Source organism: Sorangiineae bacterium MSr12523 (assembly GCA_037157775.1).
Taxonomy (GTDB): domain Bacteria; phylum Myxococcota_A; class Polyangia; order Polyangiales; family Polyangiaceae; genus Pendulispora; species Pendulispora brunnea.
In genome coordinates, this window is the sequence record CP089982.1 from 3,569,378 (window position 1) to 3,583,733 (window position 14,356).

At 64.6% G+C, this 14,356-nt stretch carries 9 protein-coding genes; 2 read left to right on the forward strand and 7 right to left on the reverse strand.

The window, feature by feature from the left end; genetic code table 11:
* Both LZC95_14370 and LZC95_14375 read right to left on the reverse strand, forming a co-directional pair.
* Nucleotides 1–636: a VOC family protein gene (locus LZC95_14370; protein ID WXA98013.1), complete on the reverse strand. Its 636-nt coding sequence runs from the start codon at nucleotides 634–636 to the stop codon at nucleotides 1–3.
* 214 nt (nucleotides 637–850) lie between these two features.
* Nucleotides 851–3,295 carry a chitobiase/beta-hexosaminidase C-terminal domain-containing protein gene (locus tag LZC95_14375; protein WXA98014.1) on the reverse strand — a complete coding sequence of 815 codons (2,445 nt, stop codon included), beginning with the start codon at nucleotides 3,293–3,295 and terminating at the stop codon, nucleotides 851–853.
* Between the two features lie 215 nt (nucleotides 3,296–3,510).
* Between LZC95_14375 and LZC95_14380 the strand changes: the two genes are divergently transcribed.
* Nucleotides 3,511–4,902: a hypothetical protein gene (locus tag LZC95_14380; GenBank protein ID WXB00336.1), complete on the forward strand. Its 1,392-nt coding sequence runs from the start codon at nucleotides 3,511–3,513 to the stop codon at nucleotides 4,900–4,902.
* A 9-nt stretch (nucleotides 4,903–4,911) separates the two neighbouring features.
* Here the strand turns inward: LZC95_14380 and LZC95_14385 are convergent, their stop codons facing one another.
* Nucleotides 4,912–6,123 carry a DinB family protein gene (locus LZC95_14385; protein ID WXA98015.1) on the reverse strand — a complete coding sequence of 404 codons (1,212 nt, stop codon included), beginning with the start codon at nucleotides 6,121–6,123 and terminating at the stop codon, nucleotides 4,912–4,914.
* 67 nt (nucleotides 6,124–6,190) lie between these two features.
* The gene (locus LZC95_14390) at nucleotides 6,191–8,362 is read right to left on the reverse strand and encodes a KAP family NTPase (protein WXA98016.1); all 2,172 of its coding nucleotides are present in this window, start codon (nucleotides 8,360–8,362) and stop codon (nucleotides 6,191–6,193) included.
* Nucleotides 8,363–8,775: 413 nt separating this feature from the next.
* Between LZC95_14390 and LZC95_14395 the strand changes: the two genes are divergently transcribed.
* Complete coding sequence (locus tag LZC95_14395) at nucleotides 8,776–9,183, forward strand: carboxymuconolactone decarboxylase family protein (GenBank protein WXA98017.1); 408 nt, start codon at nucleotides 8,776–8,778, stop codon at nucleotides 9,181–9,183.
* Here the strand turns inward: LZC95_14395 and LZC95_14400 are convergent.
* From LZC95_14400 to LZC95_14410, 3 genes are all read right to left on the reverse strand, one after another.
* A complete protein-coding gene (locus tag LZC95_14400; GenBank protein ID WXA98018.1) occupies nucleotides 9,176–11,695 on the reverse strand; it encodes a serine/threonine-protein kinase in 2,520 nt (839 codons plus the stop codon). The two genes, LZC95_14395 and LZC95_14400, sit on opposite strands and share 8 nt — an antisense overlap.
* A gap of 155 nt (nucleotides 11,696–11,850) precedes the next feature.
* Nucleotides 11,851–12,633 carry a cyclase family protein gene (locus tag LZC95_14405; protein WXA98019.1) on the reverse strand — a complete coding sequence of 261 codons (783 nt, stop codon included), beginning with the start codon at nucleotides 12,631–12,633 and terminating at the stop codon, nucleotides 11,851–11,853.
* Nucleotides 12,634–12,694: 61 nt separating this feature from the next.
* Nucleotides 12,695–14,338 (reverse strand): MBL fold metallo-hydrolase, encoded by a 1,644-nt coding sequence (locus LZC95_14410; protein ID WXA98020.1) that lies wholly within the window; start codon nucleotides 14,336–14,338, stop codon nucleotides 12,695–12,697.
* Nucleotides 14,339–14,356: the final 18 nt, after the last annotated feature.

Sequence of the window (14,356 nt, forward strand, 5' to 3'; positions counted from 1 at the left end):
CTACGATAGTGCGATGAGCTTTCCTGCGGCGCGCACGTGAGCGACCAGGTGCGGGTCGCCTTCGCTGGCCGTGACGGGGGCGTCGGACGGAAGGCCGAGATGGCGCAAGGCTGCGAGAAGGGCGCCCCCGCGCGGGTGGAATAGCTGCAGCGATTCGAGTTGGCAATTCGACTCGGGCATTGCCGCAGCGGGATGCCCGCCCTGCCACTGGATGAAGGTCGGAAAGATGCCGTCCCGCAAAAGCGTGCCCTCGCGCGGCACGGTGATGCGCCACCGCAGATCTCCGCGCGACGCCTCGACAATGGCGCCCATGTGCACCGGTGCCGTGCGCGCATCGCGCTCGATGTCGTCCGTCCGCGCGACCCAATGAACGAGCGCCGGGCCTTGCTCGAGGCGCGCTTGCATTTCCGGCGAATCGAGCCCGAACCAGCGCGGCCGCCCAGGAGCCGGTGCCTCGGGATCGATCGCGAGCACCTCGAGGTAGCTCTCGTCACCGAGGCGGAGTACGCGGTTGTGCGTGCCCATGAGCGGATGCTTGCCCCCGCCAGCCGGCGTCGCGCCCAGCCGAGCGAAGACCCAATCTGCACCTTCCTCGAGGGTGCGCGCAGCAAGGATGAGATGATCGAGTGCGATCATGGCCCCAGCATGGACGCACGCGCGTGTGCGTTTCAAGGGGGTATCGCGATCCCCATGCGAGAAGCTCATTCCACGGGTCGTCCGGGAGCGGGAAGCGCACTGCAGTGTATCCGCGACACATGGCGCAACGGGGGGACAGGGTATTCGCGATTCGCGAATCGCGAATCCATGGTGCCCCCTCCTCGACCTCGGTTGCCGATGCTGACGGCCCTGGTTAGTCGCAGGTGGTCGTGCCACCGTTGTTGCGGATATCGGGAAGGCCCCCATAGCCATGTGCGCGCAGCCGCTCGAAAACGCGGTCGGCCTGGCACATGGGCAAGCTCGCGTTGAACGCGATGGTCAGATGGCCGCCGAGCGAGACGAATTGGCCGAGGGCATCGAGCTGGGTCAGCGAACCGTTCCCACTGATGTCGAGGTTGCCGGCAATCTTCCCGAGCGCCTCGAGGCCCGTCAGATTTTGGAGCGCCGAACATCCTTTGATTTCGAGCACTCCGACCTCGGTGAGCGCCTCGAATCCCTCGAGCTTCTCTAGCGCGATGTCGTCGAGGATGCTCAGGTGCGACATCGACCGAAGACGATGCAGCCCATCGAGCCTGACCAACTTGGGATTCGAGGCGATGAGAACCGAGTTCACAGACCATTCGAGCGCGTTCAAACTGCCGATCTCGATCAGGGCGGGGTTCTCGGTCAGCGTGATGCCGTCGGACAGTTCTCCAAGTTTGTCGAGGCCGCGGAGGCTCTTCAGGTCCGCATTGCCCCACACGGAGAGAAAGCTCTTCACGGACGTGAGATTCGTGAGGCCCGTCAGATCGGTGAGCCCCTGCGAGGAGTTGATGGAGAGAGTCCCTTTGATGGAGGTGAGTTGCTCGAGGCCAGCCAGGTTCGAGAAGCCGAGCGTCCCCGTGATGGTCGCGAGACCTTCGACCTTCGTCAAACCGCCAAGGGCCTGGAGCGATGTCAGCGCGGGTAGGTTGCCGAGATAAATGGTTCCAATCGAGCTCACGTTCTTCAAATCGAGTTCCGCGAGCTTCGGATTGTCCGCTATAGCGAGCTCGCCGCCGATCGCGGGTGCCTGTGAGAACGCAAGGAACTGCGTCAGCACGGGGTTGGAACGAATGGACAGATTGCCCAACGTGTGGACCGCGGCGAAGCCCGAAAGCCGTTCGAGCACCGCGTTCGACGAGAACGATACCGTGCCCGTGACCGTGGTCAATGCAGGCATGTCATCGAAGGCCGTCAGTGCATCGTTGCCCCCGACGAGTAGTTCGCCATTGATTTTCGCCAGCCGGGAGAACCCACCGACGTGCTTCAGGCTCTTCTCACTGCCGATGCGGAGACCCCCGACCAGGGTGAGCGAGCTTGGGCCGATCCATTCGGTGATCGCATTGCCTGCGACGAGAAGCGAGTCACCGACCGTCTCGATTGCCGCGAGCGAATCGATCCGATCGAGCGAAGCATTGTCCTTCACCCACAGCTGCCCTCCGACGGCCGTCAAGGCCTCCAAGCCGTGCAGTGACGTCAATCCAGGGTTGAACGAAATATGTAGATAGCCGCCCACGCGCCGCAGATGGGCGAGGGGAGCCAGGTCCGTGAGGTCCGTGGCACCCGCGATCTGGAGGCGGCCGGTGATCTCTTCGCAACGTGCGAGTGCTTCGAGCTGTGCGCGTGACGTAACATCGAAGTCGCTCGCACACAGGGTGCCCAGATACTGCGCCGTTTCCACCTCGCTGGTGGCATAACCCTCTTTGCAGGTGAGCGCCTGAACGATGGCGTCCCCCGTGATGATCGGGATGGTGCCATTCGCGGAAACCGTATCCGGGCTGTCGCAGGTCGGCGGTGCCGTGCCATTCACGCTATAATGAATGACGGCGCCCCGCGTTTCGCTGGTGATGGCGATCGGAACGGGGTTGTGCGGATCGTACGATCCGGGGGGCGGATTGAATGTCGGCTTGATGGCGCTGAAATTGTAAGTCGCCTCCATTTCCGAGGAAGTGACCATGTCCTTCTTGCATGCGATGGCGCGAATCTTCTGCCCCGACTTCGAGATCGGCACCGGCGCCGTATAGGTGACGACGCCCCGTGCGCAGCGGGCTTGGGCGTCGCAGGAAGGGGCCGAGCCATCGAGCGTGTAGCAGAACGCGGCGTCGGCCGTGGCGCTCGTAAACTGCACCTCGACGTCATTGGAATAGTCGCCGGCCTTGGGCTCGAATTGAACCGGTTCGACGACGCCCGGCGGAATGTCGATGAAATACGCTCCCGAGCGAACGGCGGAATCGCCGAAACCGGTTTTGCGGGCAATGGCCTTGATGGTCGTGGTTTTCGCGACGCCAATGGGCGACGTGTAAATGGGCGACTTCGAATCGGGCGTGCTGCCGTCCAGCGTATAGTGAATCGCGGCGCCGGCCGTTTCCGTGCGCAGCGTAATGCTTGGAGGCGCATTGAAGATTCCGGGCGGCGGATTGAACTCGGGAGTGGCCGCCGCCGGCATCGCATCCGGAAGATCGGCGTCAGCGCGGGCGTCCTGCTGGGGTCCGGCATCGGTCAGGGGTGGCGGCGGAATGATGACCCCCGCGTCGCCGCTGCATCCCAGGAGATTGGCGACCATCATCAACGTGGCGGTCAGGCCAAAAAGGGCCTTCGCCAGAGCAAGCCTCGTCATGTTCTTCTTTTTCCGTTTCGCAGGAGGACCAAAGACGGGAACCGCGTTCCCGATTTCAATTTGTGGACGACGGATTTTTCCGTCACCAAAAATCGACGTGACAATATGCGATAGTGGGAGGCGTTGTCGGTTCAACCCTCGCGCTCGTAACCGGAGTCGCCGTTGACACCTTTGCCCTGCGCGCCACAGACTCCCGGGCCATGGATCTCTGCGATATGGAAGCGGTCGAGCTGCGGCGACGCATCGCCTCGGGCGAGGTTTCGCCGGTCGCCCTCGTGGAGAGCTGCATCGCCCGCATCGAGGCGGCCAATGCCTCGGTCAATGCAGTTACCGTGACGGCGTTCGAGCGGGCGCTGACGGAAGCGCGCGAGGCCGAAGCCGCCGTGCAACGTGGAGATGCCCTGGGGCCGCTGCATGGGCTGCCCATCGGGATCAAGGACCTGAGCGAAACCGAAGGCCTGCGGACCACCTATGGTTCGCCCCTCTTTGCGACCCATGTGCCGGCCGCCGACGAGCGGGTGGTCGCGGTGTTGCGACAGGCTGGCGCCATCGTGCTGGCAAAGACCAACACGCCGGAATTTGGCGCGGGCGCCAATACGCGCAACGAGGTATTCGGCGCCACGCGCAATCCATTCGACCCGCGTTTGACGTGCGGTGGCTCCTCCGGTGGTTCGGCGGCGGCGCTGGCCTGCGGGATGTTTCCCCTCGCCACCGGCTCGGATCTCGCGGGTAGCCTGCGGACGCCCTCGGCGTTTTGCGGTGTGGTCGGCTTTCGCCCGACACCCGGCCTGGTTCCGACGGAGACGCGTGGCCACGCGTGGTCGCCGCTTTCGGTCGACGGGCCCATGGCGCGGACGGTGGCCGATGCCGCGCTGCTGCTCTCGGCCATGGTGGGCGACGACCCTCGCGATCCGCTGTCGCTCGCGGTGGATGGCGCGCGATTCCGGCAGCTCGACGCCGTGAACCTGGGCGGGCTGACGGTGGCGTTCACGGAAGATCTCGGCTTTGCGCCCGTCGACGATCGCGTGCGTGCTGCGTTTCGCGCCGCGCGGAAGGCGCTGGAGCCGCTCTTTGGCGGCCGCACGGATTTTGCCGTGGACCTAGGCGGTGTCGACCAAGCCTTTGCGGTGCTCCGGGCCGTGACCTTCGTCGGTGCCCATCGCGAGAAGGTGGAGTCCACTCCGGACAAGGTCGGTCCCAACGTTGCCGCCAATGTCGCGGCGGGGCTCGGGCTCGGTTTGCGCGATGTGGCCGAGGCGGCGAACGTGCAAACACGTGTGCTGCGCGACGCCGACGCTTTTCTCGCCAAAGTGGACGCGGTCATCTGCCCCGCGGCCGCGCATCCTCCCTTCCCATTCGAAGATTGGTATCCCGCGACCATCAACGGCGCCCAAATGGCGAGCTACTTTCACTGGTTGGCACTTGCCTATGGCCCGACCCTCGCAGGTCTCCCCTCGGTGGCATTGCCCTTTGGCCGCGACCCCACGGGCTTGCCCTTTGGCCTACAAATCATTGGCCGCCGCCGCCACGACCACGCCATCCTCTCCGTGGCGCACGCCATCGAATCATGGGCCGCCCAAAACGGCTTCGGCCGCCCCGTCCCTTGAGCACGGCTCTTATGCCGCGCAGGGCGTTGGGGGCGCGGCTCCGGCCATTTCGATGAGGGCGGGAGTGGGCGTTCGGCCGAGTGATGCCAATCGTTCCAGCAATTCGGCGGCGTGCGAGCGATCGTGGTCCAGCATGCGGCAAACGAGATCGGCCAACGTGAGCGAGCCGACGCCGTCTTGCACGGCGGCGCGCGCCCACTCGTCGGGTCGCACCCGTTCGAGGCGACGCAGATTCGCCGAGCGTGCGGCGGCGAAACGCGTGAGGGCGGTGTCGAGATCGCGCTCGCGGTAGCGGCGGACTTTGGCCTCGTGATCGCCGTCGAAGTCGGGCAGGTGGGGAAAGTCCTCCTCGAGCATGCGCGCCATGCGAACGGCGAATGCTTCCTCCTCGAGATCGGCCAGATGCCACGCATGTTCGACGACGGACAATCCGTGGTTCGGTGCCGCGAGGCGCGCCTCCTCGGCGGAAATACCTTCCACCGATGCACGCAATTGCGCAGGCCATGCTTCGAGCTGGGCAGCAAGCTCCCGTGAGAGTCCAATCATCGCGTTTTCCTTTCCGTTCCCTCCTTTCTTGTTCGCGACCTCGCGAAACCTGACGGCGTGCACGAAATTCGTTTCCAGGCGTTGCCCGATTCGCCGAGCACGCTTCACGATGCGGGTTCGCCACGCATATACGACGTCCGCCGACACACCAAATTGCGACGTGGCATCGTTGACCGGCTTCTCCTCGAGGAAGAGCACGCGCAAAAAGGTTTGGCCACGCGGCGACAGCTCACGGGCGACGCGCTCGAGCACGGCTCGCGCCAATTGTCCCTGGGCATGATGCGCCTCCGGTGCGGGCCCCGGCTCGAGCCATGCTTCGAGCTCCGCCGGATCGGCCGCATCGTCCGTCCAAGGGCTTCGCCGCCCGCTGCGAAGAATCGCCCCCACGTGACGTTCCGCCACGAGCCCGACGAAGCTCGCGAACGACGAACCGCGCGCGGGCGACCACGTGCGAAGGCACTTGCCATCCTCGGCAAAAAGGACGGCAAAAACCTCCTGGACCATGTCCTCGACGTCCTGCCGAACATCCCTCCGATGGGCGCGCGCGCGCCGTCGAAAGAGCGCTCGTCGAACATGGCCGTGAACGATCGGCGTAAGCTCCTGGACGAACGCCCGCCGCGCACGCGGGTCTCCCGTCAAAATGGGCTGGAGATCGCTCGGATGAACGATGTTCATGCCCACCGAGATAGCACATTATCGCGTGGATGCGTGGATGCGTGGATGCGTGGATGCGTGGGGGCGGCTATTCCATCGGGGCGCTCGGCGGTTCCTGAGCAGCGTTCATTCGAGCGAAACCCAGTGTGGACCACGCGAAGGACATCCGCGATACGTCGTAATCCGGCGCCATGCTGGTGCGCGGCGTGGGTTCACAGGCATCGGCCCCGAGTCGCAGCAGTTGGAGCAGCCGCGCGTCGTCGAACCACTTGCGGTATGTGCTCGACGCTTCATCGGGCTTTCCGATGCCGAGCGCGAAGGCCTGCAGGCGCCCGAGCAGCAAAGGATCGACCTCGAGATCGGAAATGAAAAGCGGCCAGCGGAGCGCGATGGCGGTAAGCTTTCCAATTTGCGGCAACGTCATGGTATTGCCATTGCGACCGAGATTGTCCAGCGCGAGACTCCCAGTTTGCCACGCGAGGAATGCGCGCAAGCGAAACAAATTGAGAAACTGTTTGACCCGGCGTGGATTGAAATCCAAGGCCGGGGCGAGCGCCAACGTAATATCGTGAATGAGGGGTGAGTCCGTCGAAACCGCTGACGCGAAGCGCTCCGACTCGGCCGCGGTGTGCACCGGAGACCGTGGTGTTGGTGGACTCGAATCCGGGATCATCGTCGTACCGGTTACCGGGACGTGATGACCATTTGGGCGGGGGCGCCTCGTCGTCGATAGATGCCAAAGCATGGACCGGGTGTCGGCTTCGGTCGGACGCGGCAGCGCAAACGGCAATTGAATGAACTTCTCGATGAAATCGAGCCCGAATGCGACGCCCCGCGGATTCATGTACGACAGTAGCGGCGCATATTTCGCAGCAATGCCGGCCGCCACCTTTTCGCGGTCCATACCAATGATGAAGATGAGTTTCGGCGCACACGCGGTCATCAGATTGAGCGCTTGCATCAGATCCACCGCGGTGGGCACCTCGCACCGGTCGACGTCGTCGATGAAGACGTACACGCGCCGATCGCCGATGTACGCGTCGACGATTTTTCCAAAGTCCTCGTGGAATTGGTCCAGAAAGGTCGAGCGGCCTTCGTAATCGGGTGAGAAAATATGCTTCTTCAGATCGATGGGCAACGAGCCTCCCACGAGGCCTTTGATGCGGGTCATGGTCAGGATGGCCACGGCCAGCGCACCGGTCCATCCGCCGGCCACGATGAATTTGCCCGCGAATCGCTGGAACGGCGCACCGTCTGCCTTGGCCATGGCTTCGACGCCGAGATCGTGGGCGAAGGCCCAGTGCTGGTAAAAGAACGCCACCAGGGCGAACAACATGAGCACCGCGGCCACGCCGAAGAGAAGTGCACGCAGCACCTCGAGCCGCACGTCGCGCCATTTCACGCGGCGCACGAAGAGCATCACGTGCCCGAGAAAGCGCTTGAACCAAGTTTGCTGGCGCGAGACCTGGTGCAGAAACTCGACGGCAAAGGTCGCCCACATCTCTTCGTGCTTGGCGTGTTTCCAGGCATCGAACCACACCACGAACGGCAAGGGTTCCGTCGAGCCATTTGGTCGCCGCAAGAGCTCCTCCTCGAGCTGCATCATGAACGACGACTTGCCGCAGCCCCACTCACCCTCGATGCTCATGGTCAGCGGAGGCTTCGTCTCGAGGTGCCGCAGAAAATCCGCAATGGCACGTACGCTCGGGCGAAAGCCCATGGAGTCCTCCACCGTGGCACGATCGCTCAGGGCGGAGCGTTGGATGGAGTGCCCGTCGGGGCGCCCGTCCGGCGGCAAGATGCCATACCAAGGGGCGAGCAGACTGGGATCGTCCAGGGAATCGGCCATCCATTGGAGAAAAGGCGCTTTGAGTGACGAAGGGGGCAGCCCGAACTGAAGGAACAATTCCGAGCTGGACTCTCCCGAAGTCAGCAACGCTGCGACGAGATGGCGCAAATGCACGCGGTAAAGGCCGGAGGTTCGCCGCGCAATATCGCGGGCACGCTGGAGCAGCAGGTCGGCTTGCTGTGGATTGCCTCGGCCTCGGGCATCACGAAGTGCGACGTAGGTGGATTCGCTCGTGGTCGCGGACACCTGGAGCCAAAGGAACCGTGCTGCCGTGGCTTCCTCTTGCGTGCGTCCGAGCTCCGTGAGTGCGAAAAAGAGATCGCTCACGGAGGGGGCTTCGTCGGATCCGGCCAACCCCCGTGCAAGCATGAGCACCCGCTCCACTCCTGCGCTGACAGTCACCTCGGCCATCGGAGCAATATACGATGTTCATCGATGTAGGTACGACCTCACGAAGGCTCGACCCGCCAGCTTCAACCGCCGTTCACTTGCCCGGCGCTTCACATCTTCTTTGGCGGAGGCTCGAGTGTGGATCTCTGGCTTACCGCCGGCGCTCCGCCACCTTCCAGGTGGCATTCGCGATTCGCGAATCGCGAATCCATGGACCCCCTCCGACCTTGCCGTCGGAGACGCGGGGAAGCATGGCATGAGCACCCGCTTTGGGGCGGGCAGCAGCTAGCCCTAGCTCAACGCCAGCGAACCGTGGCGTGTCGCTTCCGAGCACCACCGAGTGCACGATTGGAGAGCTCGCTCAAGGGTTCATTGAAGGGCTCATGATCGACGAATGGGTCGACTTTCACTTTGGTGCCTCTATCGTAGCCTCCATGGCCACCGTAAAGCTTTGGACCGATGAAGAGGTTGCGGCCGATCCGCGCGTCAAGGCCGTGTTCGACGACATCCGCACCACACGCAAATCCGACTTCGTGAACAACTTTTGGCGCGCGCTCGCCAACCAGCCCGCCGTTCTCGAGCGGATATGGGCCAACCTCAAGGAGATCATGGTCGCGCCCGGCGCCCTCGATCCTCTCACCAAGGAGATGATCTACATCGCCGTCTCCGCAGCCAATTCGTGCGCCTACTGCGCACACTCCCACACGGCCGCAGCCCGCGCCAAAGGCATGACCGAGGCGCAGTACGGCGAGCTCCTCGCCATCGTGGGCATGGCCTGTCAGACGAACGCCCTAGCCAACGGCATGCAGATCCCCGTGGACCCGGAGTTCCAGATTACCTAGGGCAGGCGAGGGGGCGGCGCAGTTCGGTGGCGCGGCGGGCGGTGACGGAGAAGGGCTTTGCCGCGCCCCATTGATCGATCACGCTCTGGTAGGCGTCGCACGCACCGGCGATGTCGCCGCTTCGCTGTTTGGCCATTCCTTCCCACAAATGGGCACGCACATTGAGGTAGGGAAAATCCAAACTGATGCACGCGGCTGCGCCTTTTTCGAGGAGGGGCGCAGCGCGTGTGGCGTCGTCCGCCTCCAAATACAGTTTGCCCTCGTACGAGTTGAGAACACCTTGCAAGTTGATATTCGGCGAGCGCACGGCCTGGCGATGCTCGATGGTCGGCGCCTGGCGCACCGCCTCGGCGGCATCGATGCCCGAGCCGGCGGCTGGCCCCCAGCGAAACACCCAGCGCTCGACGGCATCCAGCCGCGTCTCGTTGGCGTGCTCCCAGGCGTCCGACAGAGCGCGCCATTGATCCAAGCCGATGCGGCCCGCCCGAAGCTCCGTCGCGAACAATTGCGGCTCGTAATACGCCGTTCGGATGACGTTCAAATCCGTTTTGACCCACGCATCTTTTCGCCGCAGCGTCTTTTCGGCGAGGCTCGCGGCCCGGCTCTCCTGGCCCGTCTCGAGGAGCGCATCGATGGCCGTCAGCGCGGCGCGCCAATGGGACTCTTCGGCGCCGGATTTTGCGGCCACCCGCTCCAGTTCGTCGGACAACGTCAGCGCCTCGTCGAAGCGACCCCTCCACGCGGCCCATCGCGAACGCTCGAAGAGGCTCACCTCGGGCCGCTTCTTCGGCGGAAGTCGTTCCCAGCGCAATTGCATCGCCTCTTCCACGGTTTCCGCCGGGCTTCGCTGCGACGCAAGGCTGATGGCGAGTTGCCGATAACCCAATGTCTCCTCGCGGTCCCACGAGATCCATCGCCGCGCTTCGGCGACGGCATCCGCACAGCGACCGCGCCGCCGCAGCGCATACACGCGGTACTCCATGCAATCGACCGCCGCCGGCTCGAGGGCGAGGCACTGATCGAGCGCGATCAATTCCTCGTCGAGGCGTCCGAGTCGCGCGAGAAACCGGCCGCGCATCGCCCACGCGTCGGCGTAGCCTGGGTCGATTTTCAAGGCCTCGTCCACCCGTGCCAGCACGTTCTCGAGCGCCTTTCCGCTCGGTGCCAGGTTGAACATGCGCGCCGCATGAAGGTTGCGAAGCTCGGCATCGCCCGGGAAGAGGCGCATGGCCTCCTCGAAGACGCGCACCGCGTCCTCCTCTTGCGCGGTGTCGCGCCCGACGACGAAGGTCCACGCCTCGAGCACCTTGCGATCCCGCTCCGTCAGCCGATCGCGCACCCCGAAGGCGCGGTGCAGTTGTTCCTGTTGCTTCGGCAACGGCCAGAAAGGTTCGCTGGTGACGAGCAGACGAAATTGAAGCTCGGGGCAGGCGGGATCGGCCTTCGCAGCCTCCTCGAAGAGCTCCAGCGCGTGGCTCCATCGCGCGCTCCGAAGCGCTTGCAGCCCTTCGCGGTAGCCATCGACCGCGGGTGTCGTGCACGCCGGCGACACGGGCAGCTCGGTGATGGCGGTGTCCGCCGGCGGCGGCAAGGCGGCGATGGGCTGCACGGGCGCGGAAGCCGAGCGGCGATGATGCACCACGAGCCCTCCCGCCACGAGCAACGCGAGCGCGATCAAGGACCAGCGTGCGCCGCTTCGTCTCTTCTTCGCGCGCGGTTGCGTCTCCGGCACGCGGCCCAGATCCTCGAGGATGCGCTCGAGCTCCTCCCCGACCTCCGCGGCGGACGTGGGCCGGCTCTCGCGGTCTTTGGCGAGCAGCCGCGCGACCATGTCATCGAGCGCACGCGGCACATCGGCGCGGTACTCCGAGACGCGGGGTGCATCGTGCAGCAGCAGCTTCGCCAGCACGGTCACGGTGGCCGTTCCCTGGAAGACCTCGACGCCCGTGAGGCACCGAAAGAGCACGCACCCGAGCGAAAATAGGTCGGCCCGCCCATCGAGATCGCCATCGCCGCGTGCCTGCTCCGGGGCCATGTAGCCGACGGTGCCCATGACCACGCCGGAGGTGGTCAGGTCCGTTCCCGAGTCGGGCTGCACGATCCCGAAGTCGGCGAGCTTGGCCTGCTTCGGATCGCCCCCCACGAGCAGCACATTGCTCGGCTTCACGTCGCGGTGGATGATGCCGCGCGCGTGGGCCGCCTCGAGCGCCCCGGCGAGCCGGTGTCCAAGCTCGACGACCTCGCGCGTGCCGAGCATCCCGCCATCGGCGTGCGCGCGCTCCAGCCGCATGCGAAGGCTTTCGCCCTCGATCCACTCCATGGCGAGGTAGGGCCGGCCGCCTTCCGTCACCCCATGGTCGAAGTAGGCGACGATGGCCGGGTGCTGCAAACGCTGCAGCGCTTCGGCCTCGCGTGCGAAGCGCCGCAGCGCCGTGTCGTCCGTGCCGTGCAGCACCTTGAGGGCGATCCGGCGCTGCGTCGTGCGGTCGATGGCCCGAACGACGATGCCCATGCCCCCGCGCCCTGCCTCCCGCTCGAGGAGGTAACGACCTGCGAACAGGTCATCGGTACGTAGCGTCGCTGGCTCATTCCCCATATTTCGGCTCGCCGTCGCGACACGCCAGGGTACCAATGGGTGCAGTCGATCTGCACCTGCGACGGTGCCGTCTATTCCGCCAGTTCGTCAAAGATCGCGACAGCGCGCGTCCAGCCGGCCGATGCTCCGCGGATCTTCACGGGGAAGCACGAAATGGAAAAGCCGTGACCGGGCAAGCTCTCGAGATTGTGCAGCTTCTCGAGGTGGCAATAGCCGATGTCCCGGCCTGCCTTGTGGCCCTCCCAAATCAGCGACGCATCGTGCGTCTCGCCGTATTTCACGGCGGTGTGCACGAAGGGCGCATCCCAGCTCCACGCGTCCGTGCCGGTGAGGCGCACACCCCGCTCGAGCAAGTACAACGTGGCCTCGCGCCCCATGCCGCATCCCGCGCTCACATAGTCGTTGTGACCGTAGCGGCTGCCCGCCCGTGTGTTGACCACCACGATCTCCAACGGCGAAAGAGTGTGTCCAATGCGTGACAACTCCGCCTCGACATCGCGCGCCGTCACCACGTACCCATCGGGGAAGTGCCGAAAATCGAGCTTCACCCCCGGCTGGAGGCACCAATCGAGCGGAACCTCGTCGATGGTGATGGCCCGAGCACCGCCATCCATCGTCGAATGGAAGTGATACGGCGCATCGAGGTGCGTGCCATTGTGGGTGATGAGCTCGACTTTTTCGACCGCCCACGCCTCACCATCGGGCAAATCCGCCTGGGTGAGGCCGGGAAAAAATCCCAGCAACTGCGGTGCCGATTGCTGATGCGTAAAGTACGTAATTTTCGGCACGAACGGGGGCGGGTCGGAGATGACGTCGTTTTCGAGAAAGATGGATAAATCGACGATGCGCCGCATTCGACGGAGCATAGGGACGTCAAATGCGGTTCGTCGAGGTAGGTGCAATCGATACTTCCGTTTATTGCGCTCGAGTCAGTTGAGCTTGGAACTGCGCATAAGTGACATTGAAGTGTCGGGTTCCGGCCATGTTGCCGTGCCCACCCACGAAGATCCGATCCGGCGTGTTCAATCCGAGCCGCACGAGGGCATCGTTGAAGCCAACCGCCCGCTCCACGCGCGCGGGAATGAGCTCTCCCTCGGTGGGATTGTAAAGGTCGCTATTGAAGAGGATTCCAGGCGATCCCGGTGCGGTCACATGAACGATGAGCATGTCGGCCGCATGCGATGACCGAACATGGTACGCGGTCACGTTTCCGATGGTGAGCGAGCCCTCCGATTCCACCGGGCGCAAGGTTGGAACGATGTCCCTTCGCGCACTGAGATCGTCGGGCTCGATGGTGTGTGCACTCGTCAAGATGTCGCGCATGAAGGCTTCGCTTTCCCGTGCCACGACCACCGCAGCGCCCCGTGCCACGAAGGTGCGGAGCCCTGCCGAGTGATCGGCGTGGTGGTGCGTCATGATCACGTTCGAGATGGGGTGGGCCGCCAGGCCACCGGGAAGGTTCGCATCGATCCAAGCGAGCAGCGCTTTGCTGCGCGCCTCATCGAGCGGTGCCTCCACGAGGACACTGCTCGTCCCCTGGTCGACGAGCATCGAATGATGGCCGGTCCCGACGAGGTGGTACACGCCCGGGCTTAGTTGGACGCCCACCACGGTCTCGTGCAGCGGGTCCACGAAGGAGTTGAGCCCCAGGCCCGCGAACCGCTGGAACGATTGCGCATTCCGCAGGCCGAAGTCCGCGTGGTCCTCGAGAAATTCGGTGCCCGGCGCATCCGGAAATGCAAAGAGGCCCTCGTCCAATGGCGCGTTCACCTGGATGTTCGCGCGGTCTTCGACCCGCACCGTTCGATGGTCCACGGCGACGGAGACCCGTCGCGGGAAGAAGAGCCCACCGCTCGGCTCCCACCGCTCGTACCTGACGTCGACGTCGATGTCGCCGCGCAAATGGTCGCTCTCGACGGTGGAAAGCTCCGCGATGCGCCCGGCTTCGTCGAGCCGCAGCGTAAAATCACGGACGCCTTCGGGATCGCTCACGACGATGCGCCGGAACGAGCGTCCGTCCCGCGTCTCCACCCCCTCGTCGCGCACGTCCTGCGCGGAGCGTTCGCGCAAGAGGAGATGCGGATTGGTGATCAGCTGGTGCCGGCGCGTGGCCGACCACCGTGCCGAGGACATGGGCGCTCCGACGGTGCCGGCCGGGCCTCCGAAGACGGACTCGATGCCGCGGACGTATCCACGTTGGCCGGACACGATTTCGCTGTAGTCGCTGGTCGCCCCGGGCACGATGGCGCGATAGCTCCGCGTGTACGAAAGGCGCATTCGGCCGCCAGCCACGTCGATGCGGCCGGCGAACGTGAAGTCGCTGGCGGGGGTCGGATCGGCGCCGGGCTCGAACCCTTCGTCGTACGCCGAGTGCAGTCCTGCAGCATCGATGGACAATGTCCGGAGGGATGCCAACGCCGTCGCACCGCCGAGGCTCTCGGTGAGGCGCGCCAGGGGCGCGTCGGGAGTGTCATTGGACGATGTGGAATCGCCACAATGGAGAAACGGGGTTGCAAGTGCCAAAAACAACATGCGCCGAAGCGATGACGTATTCATCATGTCGAGGAGATGGTTCCG